The 20763-nt window shown below is 43.3% G+C and carries 17 protein-coding genes; 8 read left to right on the forward strand and 9 right to left on the reverse strand.

Annotated features, from left to right (window positions below; translation table 11 throughout):
- Positions 1–12: 12 nt before the first annotated feature.
- The 3 genes from urtA to DBZ36_RS20240 all read right to left on the reverse strand — a co-directional run bounded on the left by urtA (position 13) and on the right by DBZ36_RS20240 (position 3515).
- Positions 13–1308, reverse strand: coding sequence for an urea ABC transporter substrate-binding protein (urtA, locus tag DBZ36_RS20230; protein ID WP_120356840.1), 1296 nt, complete (start codon positions 1306–1308; stop codon positions 13–15).
- Positions 1309–1751: 443 nt separating this feature from the next.
- Positions 1752–2144: a glycine zipper family protein gene (locus DBZ36_RS20235; RefSeq protein WP_120356841.1), complete on the reverse strand. Its 393-nt coding sequence runs from the start codon at positions 2142–2144 to the stop codon at positions 1752–1754.
- Between the two features lie 186 nt (positions 2145–2330).
- Positions 2331–3515 (reverse strand): amino acid aminotransferase, encoded by a 1185-nt coding sequence (locus DBZ36_RS20240; protein WP_120356803.1) that lies wholly within the window; start codon positions 3513–3515, stop codon positions 2331–2333.
- A 244-nt stretch (positions 3516–3759) separates the two neighbouring features.
- On the opposite strand from DBZ36_RS20240, the gene DBZ36_RS20245 reads away from it, so the two are divergent.
- Positions 3760–4764 carry a gluconeogenesis factor YvcK family protein gene (locus DBZ36_RS20245; protein ID WP_158589163.1) on the forward strand — a complete coding sequence of 335 codons (1005 nt, stop codon included), beginning with the start codon at positions 3760–3762 and terminating at the stop codon, positions 4762–4764.
- Positions 4765–5255: 491 nt separating this feature from the next.
- On the opposite strand, the gene DBZ36_RS20250 is transcribed toward DBZ36_RS20245, so the two are convergent.
- A complete protein-coding gene (locus tag DBZ36_RS20250; protein WP_120356805.1) occupies positions 5256–7142 on the reverse strand; it encodes a monovalent cation:proton antiporter-2 (CPA2) family protein in 1887 nt (628 codons plus the stop codon).
- Positions 7132–7767, reverse strand: coding sequence for an NAD(P)H-dependent oxidoreductase (locus tag DBZ36_RS20255; protein ID WP_120356806.1), 636 nt, complete (start codon positions 7765–7767; stop codon positions 7132–7134). Before DBZ36_RS20255 ends, DBZ36_RS20250 begins: the two co-directional genes overlap by 11 nt.
- 299 nt (positions 7768–8066) lie before the next feature.
- On the opposite strand from DBZ36_RS20255, the gene DBZ36_RS20260 reads away from it, so the two are divergent.
- Positions 8067–8801, forward strand: a complete 735-nt coding sequence (locus DBZ36_RS20260; RefSeq protein ID WP_120356807.1) for a DUF3581 family protein — start codon at positions 8067–8069, stop codon at positions 8799–8801.
- Positions 8802–8833: 32 nt separating this feature from the next.
- Here DBZ36_RS20260 and DBZ36_RS20265 read toward each other — a convergent pair whose 3' ends face one another.
- Positions 8834–9310, reverse strand: a complete 477-nt coding sequence (locus tag DBZ36_RS20265) for an Lrp/AsnC family transcriptional regulator (protein ID WP_120356808.1) — start codon at positions 9308–9310, stop codon at positions 8834–8836.
- Between the two features lie 400 nt (positions 9311–9710).
- Between DBZ36_RS20265 and DBZ36_RS20270 the strand changes: the two genes are divergently transcribed.
- Positions 9711–10211, forward strand: a complete 501-nt coding sequence (locus tag DBZ36_RS20270; RefSeq protein WP_158589164.1) for a dual specificity protein phosphatase family protein — start codon at positions 9711–9713, stop codon at positions 10209–10211.
- A 1-nt stretch (position 10212) separates the two neighbouring features.
- Here DBZ36_RS20270 and DBZ36_RS20275 read toward each other — a convergent pair whose 3' ends face one another.
- Both DBZ36_RS20275 and DBZ36_RS20280 read right to left on the reverse strand, forming a co-directional pair.
- Positions 10213–12471 carry a malate synthase G gene (locus tag DBZ36_RS20275; protein WP_120356842.1) on the reverse strand — a complete coding sequence of 753 codons (2259 nt, stop codon included), beginning with the start codon at positions 12469–12471 and terminating at the stop codon, positions 10213–10215.
- Positions 12472–12807: 336 nt separating this feature from the next.
- Positions 12808–13887, reverse strand: a complete 1080-nt coding sequence (locus DBZ36_RS20280) for a class I mannose-6-phosphate isomerase (RefSeq protein ID WP_120356810.1) — start codon at positions 13885–13887, stop codon at positions 12808–12810.
- A 248-nt stretch (positions 13888–14135) separates the two neighbouring features.
- Between DBZ36_RS20280 and DBZ36_RS20285 the strand changes: the two genes are divergently transcribed.
- The 4 genes from DBZ36_RS20285 to DBZ36_RS20300 all read left to right on the forward strand — a co-directional run bounded on the left by DBZ36_RS20285 (position 14136) and on the right by DBZ36_RS20300 (position 18111).
- A complete protein-coding gene (locus tag DBZ36_RS20285) occupies positions 14136–15587 on the forward strand; it encodes a TPR end-of-group domain-containing protein (RefSeq protein WP_120356811.1) in 1452 nt (483 codons plus the stop codon).
- A gap of 193 nt (positions 15588–15780) precedes the next feature.
- Positions 15781–16695 carry a sensor domain-containing diguanylate cyclase gene (locus DBZ36_RS20290; RefSeq protein ID WP_120356812.1) on the forward strand — a complete coding sequence of 305 codons (915 nt, stop codon included), beginning with the start codon at positions 15781–15783 and terminating at the stop codon, positions 16693–16695.
- A gap of 109 nt (positions 16696–16804) precedes the next feature.
- Positions 16805–17152, forward strand: a complete 348-nt coding sequence (locus DBZ36_RS20295) for a rhodanese-like domain-containing protein (RefSeq protein WP_199711943.1) — start codon at positions 16805–16807, stop codon at positions 17150–17152.
- Between the two features lie 170 nt (positions 17153–17322).
- The gene (locus DBZ36_RS20300) at positions 17323–18111 is read left to right on the forward strand and encodes a hypothetical protein (RefSeq protein ID WP_120356814.1); all 789 of its coding nucleotides are present in this window, start codon (positions 17323–17325) and stop codon (positions 18109–18111) included.
- Here the strand turns inward: DBZ36_RS20300 and DBZ36_RS20305 are convergent.
- Positions 18108–19154, reverse strand: coding sequence for an NADP(H)-dependent aldo-keto reductase (locus DBZ36_RS20305; RefSeq protein ID WP_120356815.1), 1047 nt, complete (start codon positions 19152–19154; stop codon positions 18108–18110). The genes DBZ36_RS20300 and DBZ36_RS20305 overlap by 4 nt on opposite strands.
- Positions 19155–19355: 201 nt before the next feature.
- Between DBZ36_RS20305 and DBZ36_RS20310 the strand changes: the two genes are divergently transcribed.
- Positions 19356–20762, forward strand: a complete 1407-nt coding sequence (locus DBZ36_RS20310; protein WP_233558198.1) for a TolC family protein — start codon at positions 19356–19358, stop codon at positions 20760–20762.
- Position 20763: the final 1 nt, after the last annotated feature.

Genomic DNA, 20763 nt, shown 5'->3' on the forward strand with positions numbered 1-20763 from the left:
ACCTTGGGTGTCTTACTCAGTAACTTGACCTGAACAGGTCTTGGTTACGACATTAAACGCGCCGCAAGCAAATGGTTTTGCCCAGCTAGAGAACAAGTCGGCTGAACCAGGTAGAAAGTTAGACCAGGCGTCTCCGGCTACATCACTGCCCGTCTCCCACACAACTTCAAACTGACCATCATCTTGAATTTCACCAATCAAAACCGGCTTGGTAATGTGGTGGTTAGCCAGCATGGTTGCGTAGCCGCCAGTTAAGTTAGGAACCGTTACACCAATAATCGCATCTTGAACAGCTTCGGCGTCAGTAGTACCGGCTTTTTCAACCGCTTTTACCCACATTTTAAAGCCGATATAGCTTGCTTCCATTGGATCGTTGGTGACACGCTCATCGCTATCAATAAAGCTTTGCCACGCTTCGATAAACTCATCGTTTACCTCAGTGTCAACGCTCATAAAGTAGTTCCAAGCCGCTAAATGACCCACCAATGATGAGGTGTCCATACCAGATAACTCTTCTTCACCGACAGAAAATGCAACAACAGGGATATCTTCTGCAGATACACCTTGGGCACCAAGCTCTTTATAGAACGGAACATTCGCGTCGCCATTAATCGTTGAAACAACCGCGGTTTTCTTACCCGATGCACCGAATTTCTTAATATCAGACACAATTGACTGCCAATCAGAGTGGCCAAACGGTGTGTAGTTGATCATGATGTCTTCAGCAGCGACACCTTTAGCAACTAGGTAGGCTTCAAGAATTTTGTTTGTTGTGCGTGGATAAACATAGTCAGTTCCAGCAAGAACCCAACGCTCTACACCGATATCATTCATCAAATAATCAACAGCGGGGATTGCTTGTTGATTTGGCGCAGCACCTGTATAGAAAATGTTTTTGGATGACTCTTCACCTTCATATTGAACCGGGTAGAAAAGAAGACTATCTAGCTCTTCAAATACCGGTAACATCGATTTACGCGACACCGATGTCCAACCGCCAAAAACGACATCAACTTTTTCTTTTTGAATCAATTCGCGCGCTTTTTCAGCGAATAGAGGCCAATCTGAAGCAGGATCAACAACAACTGCTTCAAGCTGTTTACCTAACAATCCACCAGCTTGGTTTTGTTCTTCAACCATCATCAAGATGGTGTCTTTAAGTGTGGTTTCACTAATCGCCATCGTCCCTGAGAGCGAATGCAACACGCCGACTTTAATGGTGTCGTCTGCTGCAACTACATTGAATGACAAGGCCAAAGATGCTGCGAGGCCAGTAACGCTTGCTTTAAATTTTGATGTAGCTTTCATGTTGGTTTGAACTCCTTGTAAACGGTCATGCAAGGTGTCGCAAACACTAGGCCAATAATACCAAAGTATTAATTTTTTCATTAAAGCATTGTTTTATAAGATTTATTTTATAGGTTTTATTTCGATTGATAATTAGGCAATTTTTATTCACCACCAATTTGGTGCGCACAGAAATGCATTAGCACCAGATTGGAGCAAACAATATTTGATTTCAGAATTACGCACCAAAATCATGCGCGCTAGCATTTATAACTGGCCCAAGCTGCAATGCCAGCCAATTGAACTGCCGCATTGATTTAGTGGAAACTAATGCAAGGCTAGGGTGACGCAAACTAGACTTACATCTCGTAAGGTGTATCGATTGAGGTTTTGTGCGAACACCACTTAAGGCTATCGAGATAATTGTAACCATCCTTGGCGTTAATTCAAATGTGCTGTTCGCACTAGTTCAGGACCGTATAACCACGACCAGTCATGCAGTTACGTACAACTTGCTCTTGCTCAGCTTGGAAGTTATCGGCAACTCGACGCCTGTCGCTACCACGAGATAACACGCCGGCTCCCATACCAATAGCGGCGCCAGTTTTAGCGCCTTCAGTGCCTGACCCACCAGCAATGGCCTTGCCAGCCGCTCCAATCGCAGCCCCTTTTGCAGCTCCGCTTACAGCCCCACCACGAGTAGCGGCTTCTTGCTCAACCTGCAGGGACATTTGAGTGCATTCGTGCATGTCAGCAGCATACTCACGCTCATCAACGCCTTTTCGGTCAACTATAATCGTTGCGGAAGCAAGCGAGCTAAATAGAGATAAAACTAGGATAGAAGTAAATTTGAACACGGCGAACCTCAAACATTCATTCATCCGTGACTTTACACCCAGCTCCTTGATGCTGAGGTGCCTTTAAATACGTTGGTATACGTAAACTACGCTTACCTCGCTTGAATCGTACCTTGCTAAACATAAGCAAGCAGCGCAATTATAGCGCTGCTTGTCTAATTGTAGTAATTACTTTACTTATATTTACTAAGCACCAACAGCAACGAAAGCTTCAACAACTTGTTGGACATCCGCTTCAAGCAAACCAGCAATATTCATCCGTCCGTCGCCAACCATATAAATAGCGTGATCATCACGCAAACAGTCTATTTGCTTAGGTGTTAGCCCTGTGACTGAAAACATACCTTTGTGTAAAGCGATATAATCAAATCGGTTTGAGTTTGTCGCTTGATTAAGCGCATCTCGTAACGTTGTTCGCAACGACAAAATACGTTGATTCATAACATCGAGTTCTTCTCGCCAATTGGCTGTCAACCTTTCAGTCCCAAGAATATGCGCCACACATGCAGCGCCCCAGTCTGGCGGCATGGTGTAGGTTTTTCTCGATAAAGACATCAAGTTTGCCTTAGCGTTTTGTGCCTGTTCGATTGACGGTGATATAACACAAGCCATACCAGTACGCTCGCGATACAAACCGAAATTTTTTGAACAACTAGCAGTAATTAACATCTCGTCGCAAACTTCAGATAATAAACGCAGGCCATAGGCATCCTCGTCTAATCCGTCGCCAAAACCTTGGTAAGCAATATCAATGAAAGGCAAAAATCCGCATTTGGGCGCAAGCTGCGCTATTTGTTGCCAAGCTTGCTTAGACAGATCTGCACCGGTTGGATTGTGGCAGCAGCCATGTAGTAAAACCACGTCATCGCTACCCAAACCAGCTAAACACTCAAGCATAGCCTGCTCTTTTACTTGCTTCGTTTGAGCATCAAAGTATGGGTAGTACGCAACGTTAAGACCGGCTGCTTCCATAATCGGATGATGGTTTACATAACTAGGATCACTGAGCCAAACCGTTGCATTGGGTTTTGCCTGTTTAATCAAATCCGCCAATAAACGTAAGCCTCCACTAGCGCCTGGGGTTTGGATAGTCGCGGCTCGAGCCATGGCATTGGTGTTATTAAGCAATAAGGTCTGCATAGCTATATTAAAGGACTCGTTACCGGCTAAACCGACGTAGCCTTTGCTTTCTTGTTGAGCAAACAAATACTCTTGGGCGGCGCTAACACTCTTCATAATAGGGGTTTTACCCAAAGCATCTCGATAGACACCAATGCCCAGATCGACCTTATTAGGCCGCGTATCTTGGCGAAATGCTACAGTTAGCGAGAGTATTGGGTCTGCTTTGGCGACCGGTAGAGATTCAAACATCAAAAGTCCTCTTTTCGAAAGATATAACAATCTTATCAGCCCACTGCCACAAGGCGTATACAAAATATGAATTCTTTGGAGTAAATCTTTCGATTCGCAGTCATTTTCCAAAACATTCACAATACCAATGTTCAGGCTGTGGGCTTTCTCACTGTTTTGACCTAGAGCTAAAGATAACTTAACCTTTAGCTTGTTCAAAAATCAAAGCACCTATTCTTAAATTACTGCGTCACGGAGCATTGCATTGTCTAACCCGCCCAGCTACAAACTCCCTTCTCCAATCCGAGTCGCCACTATTGGCGGAGGAACAGGACAATTTGTATTGTTGTCGGGTTTACGCGATGTGGAACAGCTTTACATTAGCGCGATTGTATCAATGACTGATAGTGGTGGCAGCACCGGTCGATTACGCGACGAGCTGGGAATTTTACCCCCCGGTGATATTCTAAAATGTGTGTTAGCCCTATCACCCTATCGAGAAATGGCTCGCGATTTATTACTTAAGCGTTTTACTAAGGGCAAGCGCCTGGTCGGACACAACGCTGGCAATATGTTGCTTACTATGTTGTCCCAATACAGTGGTTCGTTTTCAGAAGGGATTCATGGCTTAGCTGAGCTACTCAATGCAAAAGGTGAAATATTGCCGGTGACCGTTGACAAGTCGACACTTGTTGCGGAATTAACCAGTGGAGAGCGGATATTTGGGGAAAGCGCAATTGATATTCCCCGCGGAAATCAGCGAGAAAAAATCTCCAACGTTTTTTTAGTGCCCCATCATGCCGACCAAGTACGAGTTTACCCAACAGTGATTGAGCGTATTAGTAACGTAAACGCCATCATCCTTGGGCCCGGCGATCTATTTACCAGTATTATTCCAAACCTATTGGTACCAGGGGTAAAAGAAGCGCTAATTAATAGCCCCGCAAAGCTGATTTATGTCAGTAATATTATGACCAAATTTGGTGAAACCCATGGCTTTAGGCTTGAAGCGTTTATTGAGGCCTTAGAGCATTACATCGGCCGAGCCATAGACATCATTGTACTTAATAATGAACCAGCTGATCCCGACATATTAGAGCGTTATCAAGTACAGCAAGCGCGAATGGTCACCGTTGATGATATCAATCAACTTAAAGCTAACTATCAAGTCATAGAAGCACCATTACTAGACCAAGATGGCGGGATCATCCGTCACGATAGCGATAAACTTAGCCAAGCCTTGTTACCATTGTTGGCCTCAAGTTTATAACTTTGTAGGGAATTACAGACTTTAGTTTCGAACGAAAATTTTTATTACTAGAGAATTTTGAACTGAACCAAAGGCAGAATATGTAAGCTAAAGGCGGTTTCAATATACTCGACACAAGCAATCGTAGTTGCCGCATATACGATCAACATTAGATAAAACTTCGACTATTTTGAGCAGCAAAGGCTTATGGGTATCAGGAAGTGTAATAGGGAAATTCATAGTTTACCTATTTCTAGATTGTTAGAGCTGCGAGAGCTAGTGCGTTAAATTAGCGCAGCATTACAACTTATCTAAATACTTAAAAACTATCAATACACCTCGTAAACAGCCTATAACTTGTTGCAAAGCCATAATTGGTACTGTTTTCAGAACGCAGACAATATTGACCTTCGGCTACAAACTTGTCATTGAACCGTCGCTATCGACCAATATCCTATTGCTCTGCAAAACTCTAAGGATTTAGCACCCAGCTGTTAGATGTCTTTTGGCCATTAGCGCGAGGTTTTATTATGCTTGTGGCCCGCCAATAAACTGCGAGCTGAGCGTCCGGTTTCTTTCACTGGCATTTCAGTTTCAAAGGCGTGGTCTTCTTTCTCCACTCGAGCTGTTAAATCATCGTCTTGCAATAAGGCGTTTAGCCAGTTTCGCGCATCCATGGAGCGACTAACACGTTGCCGCTCTTCATCATTTTGCCCCACCGACTCGCTTAGTAAACCTTGATCGTAGCGTTTAAAAACTTGCCCAGCTCTAAAGGCCTGATTTGCCCTATACCCCAATAGTTCTAAAGCTTTAACCCCTAATGCGACCGATGATTCAAAGGTTTCACGTATGCAGTAATCGATACCGGCAGCCTCTAATTGACGGGCATGCTTTCGATCGATTGCGCGTGCAATAATTTGTAAATTAGGAAAGTGCCGTTTAGCTAAACTTACCACTTGTAAGGTGCTCTCAGGGTCGTCTAATGCAACCACTAACAGCTTAGCGTCCTCAGCGCCGGCGGAGATTAGCAAGTCTAAACGAGTTGCTTCGCCATAGAACACGGTGTAATTAAACTTGCGCAGCGTTTCTATCTGACTGGCGTCATGCTCCAGGATTGTGGTTCCAATATCGTAGCCGTGAAGCAAGCGTCCAACAATTTGTCCAAAACGTCCAAAACCAGCAATAATAACTGGGTTGCTTTCATCGATGTGGTCGGCTTCGCGCTTGATATCACTAGTAAATCTCGGGGCGAGGAATTTGTCATAAACAATCAATGCAATTGGGGTCAGTAGCATCGATAAAGTCACGACCAATACCAACAGCTGCAATAGGGCCAGATCGATAACTTGATAACTCAAGGCAGCGCCAGCAAGCACAAAAGCAAATTCTCCCCCCTGCGCAAGGGTGACCGAGAAGTAACTATTATGACGTTTCGAAAATCCAAAAATAAGACCAACGACGTATAGGATCAGCAATTTTCCTAGCATCAGGATGCAAACACAGGCGGCAATCAATACTGGCTGAAACCACAACAAGTCAAAGTTAATCCCAGCTCCTATTGAGATAAAAAATAAACCTAAAAGCAATCCTTTAAATGGCTCAATGTCAGATTCGATCTCATGTCGGTATTCACAGTCAGCTAAAACTAAACCCGCTAAAAATGCGCCAAGAGCCGGTGATAAGCCAGCCCATGTCATCGCCAACGACACCCCGACTACAACCGCAAGTGCACTTGCAACAAAGAGCTCCCTTGAACCGGTTTTAGCCACAAATCGAAACAAATGACGCAGTACATAGTGACCACCAACCACAATACCTGCAATCACAGCCGTCACTTGTATCGCTTGAGATATACCGCTTGTACTATTACTTAATTCGCCACTTTGAGTCGATAACAAGGGTAAAATTGCGAGCATAGGAATAACGGCAATGTCTTGAAATAGTAAAACTGCAAAAATCTTTCGCCCTACAATTGTTTTTAGTTGTCCTTTCTCTTGCAAACTTTGCAATACGATTGCTGTTGAACTCAAGGCCAAAATCATACCCAGACTTAAAGCTTCCCTCCAGTCCATGCCAAAGCCAAGTCCTAAGGCCATAAACATCAATAAAGTAAGGCCTACTTGAGCACCTCCATAACCCATGATTGGCAAGCGCATTCGATATAACAGTTTTGGATTCAGTTCTAATCCAATAAGAAATAGCATCATTACAACGCCAAACTCAGCAACGTGCATAACGTCGCTTTGATTCCCGACAAAATTGAGCACGAATGGACCAATTAGGATCCCAGCTAATAAATAGCCTAAAACAGAGCCAAAACCTAAGCGCTTGGCAACAGGCACAGCAATAATCGTTGCTGCCAAATAGACAAAGGCGTCCAGCAATACATTATGCTCCATGACCACCTCGCGCGTGTTTATCCCAGGGAATATGATGTTCTTCAAGCTGATTCAAAAAGGTCGCTTCGTGTATCTCGGCCTCGGGATAGCTGCCCTCGGAGAGCCCGATAAGTAGCTGTTTATAGAGCTGTGATTTGCGTTGTAAACGATCCTTTGAAGCTCGTTTATGGATGCCGTCGAGCACAAATGGCGGTAAAAAACGCATACCGCAAATTTTAGCCGTTTGACGAAACGGCAAAAAGAATTGAATCAAAGGATACTCGTTGTAACCATCGATGTTGTAAGAACTAAAGCTTCCGCCACAACTAACGCTACATAACCAATCTTTGCCTTGTAAAGCGGTTGCGTTTTCGCCATAGGCAAAGCCATATTCAAGCACTAAGTCTGTCCATTCATGGACAATGGCCGGGCAGGAATACCAATAAAATGGGTACTGAAATACGATAATGTCATGATCTTGTAGCAATGCCTGCTCTCGTGCAACGTCAATAAATGAATCAGGGTAGACCTGATACAAATCATGGACCGTTACATTATCTAATCCTTGGGCGGCCTTAAGCAATGAGGCATTGGCTGTAGATTTTTGCAGCGCTGGGTGCGCCAAAATCAACAAAATTCGTTTCATTATTCCCTCGCATCATTTGCGTAATGATTTATTACTTGAGTCCAAAACTATTCCAGTTTGCCCGAAAGCAGGGTTTTCTTCTCTGAGCACAAATACTAGAAAATATTATAACTGTATTTACAATAACTTGAGTTCAGTTTAAGCATGGTAATTAACCTAGTCTAAGTGAAGCAACCGCCATCTTTCTAGTATTCTCGGCTTCATTTTTAAATATCATTTGCATCAACTACCGCTGGTTTGTCCAATTGTTGGTTTTTTTTTGTTAGCATGTGCGCCTAATATAGGAATAAGCAATACTCATGAACTTAAAGCATTACTACAGTGAATCATCGAGCAACAATAGCGAACTCGAACAATTTAGCTTCACAAAACAGCAAGCATGCGACTTTGCCAAAAGCGTAGCGAACGACTTTAACGCGATCCACGATGCCGATTCATCACGTTTTTGTGTACCTGGCGATTTATTGTTCTCAGTGGTATTAAGTAAATTAGGTCTAAGCCAAGAAGTGACAGTAAACTTTGCAGGCATGATCAATGATGACCGAAAACTACACATTGCTCAACTTGATGAAAGCCATGCCCAACTGCAAGACCAAGATGAAAAATGCTATCTAAAGGTTGCGCATCAGGGCCAGCATACCTTCGACCAAGCCTTAATTAGTAACCTCGTACAAGAGTATGTACGCTTTTCCGGACAGAATTTCCCGCATATTCTTGAACCGCTACTGAAACAGCATGATCTCATGCTAAACCTTAACCGCCCCTTAGTTATCTATGAAAGCATGAGCTTACATCTCGATTCCTTAGAGCTTGAAGACGCTAGTATTGAGTTTGCTGGAGGTGAACTTGTACCTGAGGGCAAACGCTACATCGCACTACTTAATTTTAAGGTGATGGGTCAAAACGGCCAAGTTGGAATCGGTCAAAAACGTATGGTACTTGGTAAGCTACTGCCTTTTGAACAAGCGGTTAGCGACGAGTTGGTGCAAAAATACACCAACAAACGCGATCTTTACTTAGCCAACAAAGCTTAAAAAATCACAAGGCGCCTAACGAGCGCCTTAAACTAGCGAATGTGCGTTAAAGGCAAAGCGGTGTGTTGGAAAACTTCGCGTAATACAAAGCTTGAACGCACACCCGTGACGCCGTCTATTCGGGTCAATTTACCTAATAAAAATTCTTGGTAATGCGCCATATCTGGCACGACTACCTTCAACTGATAATCAGCATCAGTGCCCGTTACTAATACACATTCTAAAACTTCTTCGTAGCTCGACACCTTGGTTTCAAAGTTTTCAAATCGATCTGGCGTGTGCCTATCCATAGAAATATGTATATATGCGGTTAAGTTGAGATTCAATTTAACCGGATCGAGAAGGGTTACATGGCGAGCAATCAATCCAGCTTCTTCAAGAGCTTTGACTCGGCGAGAACAAGGTGAAGGCGACAAGCCAATTTTATCGGCCAGTTCTAAATTGCTGATACGACCATCAGCTTGCATTAATTCCAGAATACGACGGTCGGTGCGGTCTAGTTTGATCATCAAAATTTCTTTAACAGATATGAAGATTGCAGATTATGGCAAACATCACACAACATTACACTAGCATAGCGCTCATTTTAACAAAATAATTGCTATTATTTAGCTATAGCTAGCAAACAACGCAAACACATTCTAGCCATACAATTCTATTATATATCTAACGGTTTGGAGTAAAGCTTGAGCTCACAAGACTCAAGTCACCGCAGGTTTACCGGCCTGTAGGTAGCTCATAAGCAGCTAGTATTATCTTACTAAATTGCAACAGCCTGTTTACCCAACAGAGCCCACCGGTGGTAAAGAGCAGCTTCTAAGCTGCTCTTTTGCTTTTTGCAGATTAGCATTTGCCTCATTGCTCCACTCACGGTACATTCTTTCCTTTTAGAAAATTTCGAGTGTAATTGTGTCTCAACACCCAATCTATGAGTTAACTATTAACAGCGAAAGCTCGCTTTTCCTAGGCCCTTGTCCAGGCACTAAAGATGTCGATCTAGTGACTAGCTTACAAGATATTATTCACCGTCATTGCAGTGCCGTTATTAGCTTAATCACCAGTGAAGAGATGGATAAATGCTCGGTTCAAGACTTAGGCCCGCAAAGTTCAACCATTGGTATGCAATGGTTTCATCTACCTATCGAAGACGATACCGTACCCAATGCCCAAACAATGCAGCGCTTTAACGAAGTATTGCCTCGTATCAAGCAGTTATTAGCGGGCTCAGAAAATGTGTTTATTCATTGTATGGGTGGAAGTGGTCGCACAGGCTTAATCGCCGCACTTATTCTTAAGGAATTAGGCTGGAGTGATGACAAAGCAATGGACGCTATCAAACATGTGCGCCCAAATGCTTTTCGTCAAATTGAACAACAAAATTTTGTTAAAGCTTACCAACCCAAGACTTAGCTTAAGAGACTAGTTCAGCACTGGATTGGCGTTGCTGCTGCTTGGCTTTAAATTTGCGACGCCAAGCATGCAGCAGTGGTTCGGTATATCCACTAGGCTGAGTGCAGCCTTTGAAAACCAAATCAAGCGCTGCTAAATAAGCCATACTTTGTTCAAGGTTTGGCCCCATTGCATGATAAGCAGAGTCAGTTCTGTTCTGCTGATCAACTAACTTAGCGCTGCGTTGAAAACTTGCCACCACACGCGCTTTACTAACCACCTGGTGCTGTAGCCAATTAGCTACGTGCTGACTAGAAATCCGCAAAGTTGCACGATCTTCCATTAAGCCAACACCATTAATATCCGGCACCTTGGAGCAACCAACGCCCTGTTCTACCCAGCGTACAACATAACCGAGTATGCCTTGGGTATTATTATCAAGTTCATCATCGAGTTGCTGATCCGTCCAATCACAATGTTGAGCCAAAGGAGGTACTAATAATTGCTGACGATAGTCTGTAAATACGTCCGTCTTTGCCTCAAGAGATTGCTTCAATTGGCTTTGAACATCGGCGACTTTAACTAAATGATAATGCAAAGCATGTAAGGTTGCAGCTGTTGGGGAAGGAACCCAGGCTGTGTTTGCCCCGCTTTGCGGATGGGCTATTTTGGCTGCCATCATTTCGCTCATATTATCTGGTTTGGGCCACATTCCTTTACCAATTTGAGCCTTACCACTTAATCCACAAGCCAAACCTTGCGCCACATTACTAAGCTCATAGGCCTTAATCCAAACACTATCTTTAATATCACCTTTACGCGCCATCGGACCTGCAAACATAGAGGTGTGTAGCTCATCTCCGGTGCGATCTAGGAAACCAGTATTGATAAACACCACACGCTCTTTCGCCGCTTGAATACAAGCACGAAGATTTAGGCTAGTACGGCGCTCTTCGTCCATAATACCCAACTTTACACTGTAGGGTTTAAGACCAATGATTTGTTCAACCCGTGCAAAAACCTGATTGGAAAACTCGACTTCACTTGGGCCGTGCATTTTAGGTTTTACGATATAAATTGAACCAGTTTTAGAATTACGAAATGGACTATTCCCTAACAGATCATGTTTTCCAATCATGGCGGTTACGACCGCATCAATTAAGCCCTCCGGAAATTCACGGCCTTGGTCATCGAGCACCAAGTCGGTATCCATTAAATGCCCAACATTGCGTACAAACATCAGAGCACGCCCACTTAAAGCAATGCGCTCACCATTCAAACCCAAGTATTCGCGATCAGGATTCAAACTTCGAGTAAAGCTACGGCCATTTTTGTCTACTTGCTCGCTCAGATTACCTTTCATTAAACCTAACCAATTGCGATAAACTGCGATTTTATCCTGTGTATCCACCGCTGCAATTGAGTCTTCGCAATCCATAATACTGGTGAGTGCAGACTCAAGTAACATGTCGTTAATGAAAGCGCTATCGCCTTGACCAATGAGCCCTTGCGCATCAAATTGTAGCTCCCAGTGCAAACCATTATTCCGTAGAAGTAGTGTTTTAGGCTGTTGTGCATCCCCGGTAAAGCCTAAGCATTGCTCAACCTTGCTAAGTGCAGAAAAACTGCCATCGACAAACCCAACTTGTAACTTGTCATCAAGAATGGAATACGATATTGCGTCTTGATGGGAGCCGGTTTGCAGTGGGAAGTGCTGGTCAAGTAAACGCTTAGCTTGGCCAATAACCTCATCCCCGCGGTGCGGATTATAGCCGCCATCACGGCTAAGCTCCGGCGTATCTGGGATTAAATCAGTACCGTAGAGAGCATCGTATAAACTTCCCCAACGAGCGTTGGCGGCGTTTAATGAATAGCGCGCATTCATCATCGGCACCACTAACTGTGGGCCGGCTAAAGTCGACAACTCAGCATCAACATTTTGAACCGAAATATCGCTGGCACCTGGCTCAGGTTCAAGATAACCAATCTGCGTTAAAAACTGTTGATAGTGCTGTGCATCAATCGACTGGTGCTTTGAATGATAATCATTAATTTGTAGCTGTAAACTATCACGGGTTTGCAACAATGCGCGATTTTGTGGCGTAAATTCGAGTAGATACTCAACAAACTGAGGCCAGAATTTTTGCAGATTAATTTCCAAGCCCGGCAATACTTCTTGATTAATGAAGTCGTAAAAAGCATTAGCAACTTTTAGTTTTCCAATCCTTTGGTATTGAGGGGTTGAGGGGCTATGCTTTGCGTCTGTAGGTTGTGAGGGCATAAATTGTCCTTTTATTATTGTTATAGCGCGCATCATCGAAGCTTGCTTTTTATTATGCTGGTCGGCATTTTCTTTCGTTTCCGAGGTGAAAACCACGAAACAATCTATATAGTGTTGCTCACTATTTCGCTAATAACTATGCGCCAATAGTCGAAGCAATATAACAAGGTTGCAACATTATTAAAACAGTTGTTTGAATTCAAATTTGCGAGTTTCTAGGCTATCGTTATAAACGAAGTATTTGTCAATTTCAGAAATGTAGCTTTAAATTGGTAAACATTTACTTGTTCTATCAATAGTGACAAATCGATAAGGTGTGTGGGAGCAGTTGCTAGCTTACACTGGTGGATAACACTCGATTATTTCGACTCCAGAGTCAGAGATAATGGTGATTTCCTCAAGGCCATAGGGACAGAAAAAAGTGTCATATTGCGATAATTGAAGGCTTGATTCCGCCGTTTCTATGGTGCATGTACCGCGGGTAATCACCGCAATAAAAAAGTCGTTTTCCGACTTACTCACCTTCCCTTTAATCGTCGACTTACAAATTCTGAATCGGTCGGTACTGCTGCTATCGACTAGTGATTCTTTGAAAGAAAACGAGTTATATTCAAATAACTTGCGTGGTTTTTGTTTGAAGTTCTCAAGTATATATTCAGGTGTGTACTGAGTGTAGTCGAATACATCTAAACAAAAATCTAAGCCTCTTTGCATAAATCTGGCTTCTTCCGGCAACGTATATCCGGATTTTTCAAATTCAAAGCGCACAGCCCAGTCTGAAGGCTCCATGACCTCTATCATAAGAATACCTTCGCCAATGGCATGTGGCATGCCACCGGGAATATAGAAACAATCCCCAGGTCTGACACTGATTTTCTTAAAGCAAGATTCAATGCTATCAATCTCTTGATTCTCTATCATTGTTTTAAGCTGACTGCGGCTTGGCGGGTGTTGAAAGCCTAAATAAATATAAGGATCATTTGTCCCTTCTCTGATATCGAGTATGTAATAGGCCTCGGCCTTTCCCGAACTAGAATTCAGTTTTTGCTTGGCAAACTCAGCGCTCGGGTGTGCTTGAAAGTGTAAGCGCACGGCTGAGTCTAAAAATTTCACTAAAACCATAGGATTTGCAGCATATTTTTGGCAGTGTTTAAAACCTAAAAAGTATTCGGGATCGGATTGAATCAAGCTTGCAAAATCGACTTGTTGAGTTTCAATGACTGTTTTAGATATCCCTTCAATGTGAGCTGTTCTGCCTGGGTTCACCGCTTGAACCGTCGACGCTATCCACTCCTCTGGAAAGTGTGTGTCACTTGCTTGGGTGACGTTTTGAATGCGATCTAAGGTTTTTCCGCCAACATAGGAGCGCCAAACGCGGTTAGGTAAAAAAGTAATGATTTGTCCGGTATAGCTCACGAAATACTCCCATTAATACCCACCACGGGGCTTCCCTTGTAACGACAGCCGCTGAAATACAGACCTTCTCCGACAATATCACTCTAAAACATGATTTTCTGTTCTTAAGTCTCAAAGTTTTAAGACTGGCGCGATAGTTTAGGCTTAATGATTAATAACTGATTAGTTGTTCTCGCAATGCTGTAAGCTACCGCTTCTCAATGCATAATTACCAAATACTTCGGTTTTCACCTTAAATGGATTTTAGAATGACAATCAATTTTCGCGCCACCATACTCGGCCTATGTTTATTAAGCACAGCACTGCAAGCCAATACCGCAGAAAACTTTGTTGGTAAGTATTCATCAAGTGAGCGTGAAACACTGGCGGAACTATTTCTCTTAGACGATCAAAGCTTTTGTTTTGTTTTTATGGGTGGTGCCGTCGATGCAAAAATAGCCGGTGCTTGGAAAGTCATTGATCAAGAAGAAAGCACTATTGAGTTACAGCAAACCCAAGTCGAAGCCAATCCTCATCAAGTCCGAGCTAAGCTTAGTCAGCGCGTCGACAAAAAAATATCGATTGTAATCGAAGGTTACAGTACTAGAGATATCAACAGTCCCGTATTTGCATTTAGTAAGGACAATCAATTTCCGCAACAGTTCAGAGCCTTATTACCTGCCAACAACAGCGTAGGTCGAAGCAAATATGCTCTTCCCCTCATCACACCCGCTGATGCGAAATATTTTTACCTCGGAAGTGAAACATCAAGCAATAACGACGGATCAAGTGAAATTACAGTGAGTCAGTTCAAAATAGGCTTATTTGATACCTTTCAACTCGGTTTTAATCCACAACCAGATATGATCCCAGAATCTTTTATTGCCCAACTCAATGCCGAAGGATTACAGTTTGAAAACGAGTTTTTCTCAGCCAAGGGCGAGTTAGATGAAGCAACAATTACTAGCGTTACACAGCAATGCATCAACGCTAAGCCGCAAACCACTAACCCTCTAGCAGAGAATTCACCATGGACAATGCTCGAGCCTAGTAATGTTACCTATATCACTGATAACAATATTAATAGCGATCCATACTTTGGTCCTGATGACCCAGAATTTGCGCGTCAAGGCAACGGCACAACAGCTTTGGTTGCCTATGAAAAGCAACTCCTAGAGAGCTATTATATTGAAGCAAAATCTAGTTCAGAAGCCTTGGGCAAATTCTTAACCTTTTCGAAGGCGCTTATAGCGATTGAGCCACGCTATACAATCTATGCCTCAGATTTAGGGATGAAGCTGTCTCAATTGTTAGTAGACGCCAATAGCAAAGGTGATTTAGATAGTGCTGAACTGATATTTAATACTTATGCGAACGATGTTTTTCCGCGGGTTAAAGACATTGATGACCAACAAATACAATACTCAGTGTCAGTCATCGCCAGTCAGGGACTCATTATTTATGCGGTTGGGGATAATAAAGCCGTACTATCTACAGTGGTTGACACCTTACTTGGTCCTGATTTCGATTTCGTTAACAGCAGAAATCCAACCTTGGTCTACAACCTTGCTTGCGTACACTCGCTAAACCGGAACAAAGCCCAAATGCTTAAAGCGGTGAAGGCCGCTCGCACAATGGATAAACCTAGAGAGCAGTTTATGAAAGATGGAGACTTCGCATTTTATCTCGAAGACAGCGACTTCTTAGCAGCGATTCAGTAGCCTAGTCCCTCTTAAATAGCGACAAGAATAATGGGATTTTTGTCGTTCTAACCTTTCAAGCTCTGCAAAAAACTGTCTTACCCCTTTATCTGGCTTCAATAACCCTACTTTATGTGGCATTTAAAGCTTCACATAAAAGCAGGGATATACTAGTTTAATAAACTTGATGTGAACCAATGAGTCAGTTCCAACTATGCAGCAAAGCGACGAAATTTCCCGGTTTTTAGATTTTCTTGTCGACGCAATTCTCATTGTTGATAAACAATCGAACATTCTCTTTGCTAATCGTTCTTGCGCTAAACTCTTTGGTTACCAAAAGAAAGAGCTAATGTCATTAGGACTAGATGACTTAATGAAAACCGATGTGGTAAAGGGGCATGAACACAAAGTCAGTAGTTTCATTTCCAATCAATCCCAAGCTCGAGCCATGATGTCGCGAAGTATTATGCCCTGCCTCAATGCTAACGGCGAAGGCTTTAATGCCAGAATTTCCATTGCAAACATCACTTATAAACAACAAGACTGCGGCATTGCCACCATACAAGACTATTCAACCGTACAAGAACTTATCGACAATCTAAAAAACGAAGCAAGTACCGATGCGCTCACCAACTTGTTTAACCGTCGTCATCTAGAGAATGTGATTGAGAAGCAGTATCTGGCTATTCAGGATTCAGGATGCTTAGGAGTCGCCTATATCGACCTTAATGGTTTCAAACCGATTAACGACACCCATGGTCACGACATTGGCGATTTGCTACTGGTTGAAATTGCGACTCGTTTACGCCAACAATTGCGAAGTAGCGATATTTGCTTTCGGGTTGGGGGGGATGAGTTTTTAGTGCTGTTTAACATTAATGATCATCAGAACTACGAGCATGAAGCAGCAGGGATCGCCAAGAAATTACAGCAGCTAATTTCAAGCCCAGTTAAGGTCGAAAAACTAAAACAAGATATTTCTGTGGGAGCAAGCATTGGCATTGCAATTTTACCTCACGATGATAAAGAGCTAGCTTCAGTGATCGACAAAGCAGATAAAGCGATGTACCACTCAAAGACCAATAATGTGCCATTTACTTTAGTTTCGAGTTTAACAATCAACGATTAAATGAAGACTCCACCTAGAGCAGATAAGGTCTACAAAGCTAACAATTGAAAACAAGAGTAGCCCTTGTAAACTGCTTGCATAACTTACCAATCGATAAAGGATTATTAGAATGAAACCAAGCTTTTTAGCGTTACTTTTGCTAGTCGTATCTGCTTTGGGACAGGCCCAAGAGAACATGTCGCAGTGGCTAAATGAAGGTCAAATGATCGATGTACGCACACTACAAGAGTATCAGTCTGGACATATGCGCGGTGCGGTAAACATCCCATATGATCAAATTCAGCTGCAAATAGCAGCGCAAGTTCCCGATAAATCAACGCCAGTGCTGCTTTATTGTCGTAGTGGTCGCCGCTCAGGCATTGCACAGCAAAGTCTAATAGCTTTAGGTTATAAAAATGTGGTAAATATTGGCGGTATTGAAGAACTTCAAGAATTTGTGGCGCAATACGCTCAATAGTAAACACCACAAACTTTCCACTAAGGCAAACTGCTATCTTTGATTTTCTGCGACGCTACTCGTCACCCTTGCTTAGTGCATGCGCTCTGATTGGTTTTGCTTTACCCGAGTTTTCAAACGCCTTACTGCCTTACCTTCCCGCGGTACTCTTTGTACTGATGGTGTTGACAATGCTGAGCTTGAATATGAAACACCTGTTTCTTGAGCTCAGTAGCTGTAAACCTTGGTTGTATGCACTTTGGCACAGCTTAGGGCTGACATTGATTAGTGCCTTACTTGTCTGGGCTTTGGATCTCCCCCTCCAAACCCTGATGCCGCTTTTTGCTGTAGCAGCCACTGGTTCCTTGTTTGCAAGCCCAGCTATTGTTCGCTCACTTGGACTTGATGCGCAAGCTTGCATGGCAATGACTTTATGTTCCACCTTGCTTATGCCTTTTGTATTGCTACTTAATGCAGCCCTTGCTCAACTTTGGATCGGCCAAGATGCGGTTAGCATCGATTTCATTGAATATAGCCGCCGCTTATTAATCTACATCGTATTACCGATTGCCATCAGTTTATTTGCGCCGCGTCTATTTGGTGCCAGTCGCGTCAACGCCGCGGTTACCCGTATCAGCCCATATACGATTTTGGTAGTGTTCTTCTTCCCCTTAGGACTGATGGGCGCATTTCGACAGCAATTTGATGTTGATCCGCGCAGTGCGCTGTTATGGCTGGCACTGGCTTTTGTGATGTGTTTGATTATATTTGCGCTTAGTTACGCACTTTATCGTCGACATAGCGCTGATCTTGCCTTGATGGCTGCGATCACAGCCACCAATAGAAATGTACTCCTGACCTACAGCGTAGCCGGGATTTACCTTGGAAGCGACTACATGGTCTACATGGGTGCTATGCAGCTACCCATCTATTTTTTACCCATTTGCGTATTCTTTTTCAGAAAACGCTCCAAGTCTTAGGGACAAGGATAGGTATAGCGCGTCTCAAGTTCTTCGATTCTGCCCATAAGCTCTGCGCTTAAACTAATTTGAGCACTTTCAATGTTCTGCCCAAGCTGATCCAGACTAGTCGCTCCAATTATGTTGGAGCCTACAAAACTTCGGCCATTCACGAAGGCCAAGGCCATTTGCGCTGGATTAAGAGCAAACTCTTGTGCCAGTTCAACATAAGCTTTAGTCGCCTGTTGAGCTTTTTCAGTTTTTAGGTAGCGATTGAAGCGTTTGTATACGCTTAAACGAGCATTTTCTGGAAACTGTCCATCTAAGTATTTACCACTTAATACCCCAAAGGCTAACGGGGAGTATGCTAGTAATGGTAGATTTTCGCGATGTGATATCTCAGCTAGACTCGACTCAAAACTGCGGTTTAGAAGATTATATGGGTTCTGAATACTCACGATACGCGGTAAATTGTGTTTTTCAGCTAAGTGCAAATAACGCATCGCTCCCCAAGGGGTTTCGTTGGAAATACCTATATAACGAACCTTTCCGGAGTTAACTAACTCACCCAGCGCTTCTAGTGTTTCGACAATTGGGGTCTCGTCGGCACCGTCGACATGTTCATAATTCAATTTGCCAAAAAAATTGGTGGCACGGTCAGGCCAATGAACCTGATACAAATCAATATAGTCGGTTTGTAAGCGCTCTAAGCTGTCTTCCAAGGCCTGATGAATCGACGTCCAATTTAAGGACATATCTGGGCGAATATGCTCACCGCGGCCACCAGCACTAGGGGCTGCAACTTTAGAAGCTAGCACAAACTCATCACGATTTTTGTGTTGCTTAAAATAATTACCGATGATGGTTTCGGTTACACCTTGCGTTTCTTGTTTTGGTGGTACCGGATAGAGCTCGGCAGTATCGAGAAAGTTAATTCCTTTACTCTGTGCAAAATTGATCTGCTCAAAGGCTTGAGCTTGCGTATTCTGCTCCCCCCAAGTCATAGTGCCCAAACAGATTTCGCTCACATTAAGCTGCGAACTTCCCAGTAATCGATAACGCATATTGTGTCCCTAACTAACAAATACAAGAATGATCCTAGGCATATGCGATCAAATAGAACTCAATCTCTCGACATGCCTAGCGCCAGATCAGATCTTAGATTATGGTAAATGAGTACGAAATGCGAATTTGCTGGCCTTAGGGCTTGCTACACAGTAATAATATATTTAGAGTATATACTCTAATTAGACTAGGGATGCAGCGTGCTAAGAATTCTATTTCGCCCCAAACTTATAACGAGTTTGATTTTCATCGGTTTTGTTCAGAGCAGTTATGCAATGGATTTCGAACAAGCCTGGCACACACTGCTACAATCCAGTGATAAACTTGCTGCTAATCAAGCCAATGTTGACCGCAGCGACGCTTTAGCAAAAGCAGCCTTATCTTTGTACTACCCCAAGGTGGACTTGCAAGGCAGCTACACTCGCTTACAAAAACCAGTCGCCTTAGATTTAAAAGATCTTGAGCCAATCGCTTCAAACCCAGACCTTCTGCACGGCTTAGCTGGGTTTGGTCTCGATTTATCAAGTATTAATACCGTGACTAATTTTACCGAGCAAGATGTCACTACCAGTTCCATTCAAGCTCTTTGGCCGATTTTTACCGGTGGTAAACGCGAAGCGGCGATTGATATTGCTAGAGAGCAAGGTGAGTCAGCCAAACACCTTTGGCAAATGGAGCGTCAGGTACAATTTGAATCGCTTGCTAAAACCTATTTTGCGGTGGTACTAGCCAAGCAAGTCGTCGATGTAAATCAGCAAGTAGTTGACGGTTTGCAAGCCCATTATGAAAATGCTCTAAAACTGCAACAACAAGGCCAGATTGCTTACGTTGAGCTGCTGCAAGCTCAAGCCTCTTTCGACAAGGCTAAAGTTGACCAGAAAAAGTCCCAGCGCAACTATGAAATAACTCAGCTTGCACTCAACGATTTAATCCACCAAAACGGTGTGCATCCAACGACGCCATTGTTCACTCAAGAACAGTTTGGTCAGTTACATGACTATGAACATAAAACCCTCGAGGCCTATCCCGGGCTTGCCTTACTCGACAGCAAGCAATATCAAGCCAAACGCGTCATCGATATTGAAAAGGCTGCCTATATGCCAACGGTGGCTGCCTTTGGTAACTACAATGTCTATAAAGGGGATAGCCTAGCGGCAAAAGTCACCCCTGATTGGGCAGTCGGTGTTGGGATTTCTATCCCTCTTATAGACAATAGTGGTCGTTCGGAAAAAGTACAGGCGGCACATAGCCTAGAATTACAAGTTCGCCATTTAAAATCTCAGGCAAAACGTGATTTAGGCTTATTAGTTGAAAAAACTTTCCGTGAAGCCAGCCAAGCTTTGGAAGAATACAATGGCTTAAAATCAAGTGTGACCCTCGCGGAGGAAAATCTACGCATGCGTCAAAAAGCTTTTTCCCAAGGTTTAGCGACGTCTGTTGATGTCGTCGATGCGCAAATGTTTAAAGCGTCAGTCAATATTCAACGTCAAGCCGCTGCGTACCAACATGTCGTCGCACTAGCTAAACTTTCTGCAATAAGCAGCCAAGTTGAACAGTTTAGCCAGTTTTATCGTAATGCTTCTTTAGTACAGCCCCCACAATCATAAG

Source organism: Alginatibacterium sediminis, from assembly GCF_003610775.1.
Lineage (GTDB): Bacteria > Pseudomonadota > Gammaproteobacteria > Enterobacterales > Celerinatantimonadaceae > Alginatibacterium > Alginatibacterium sediminis.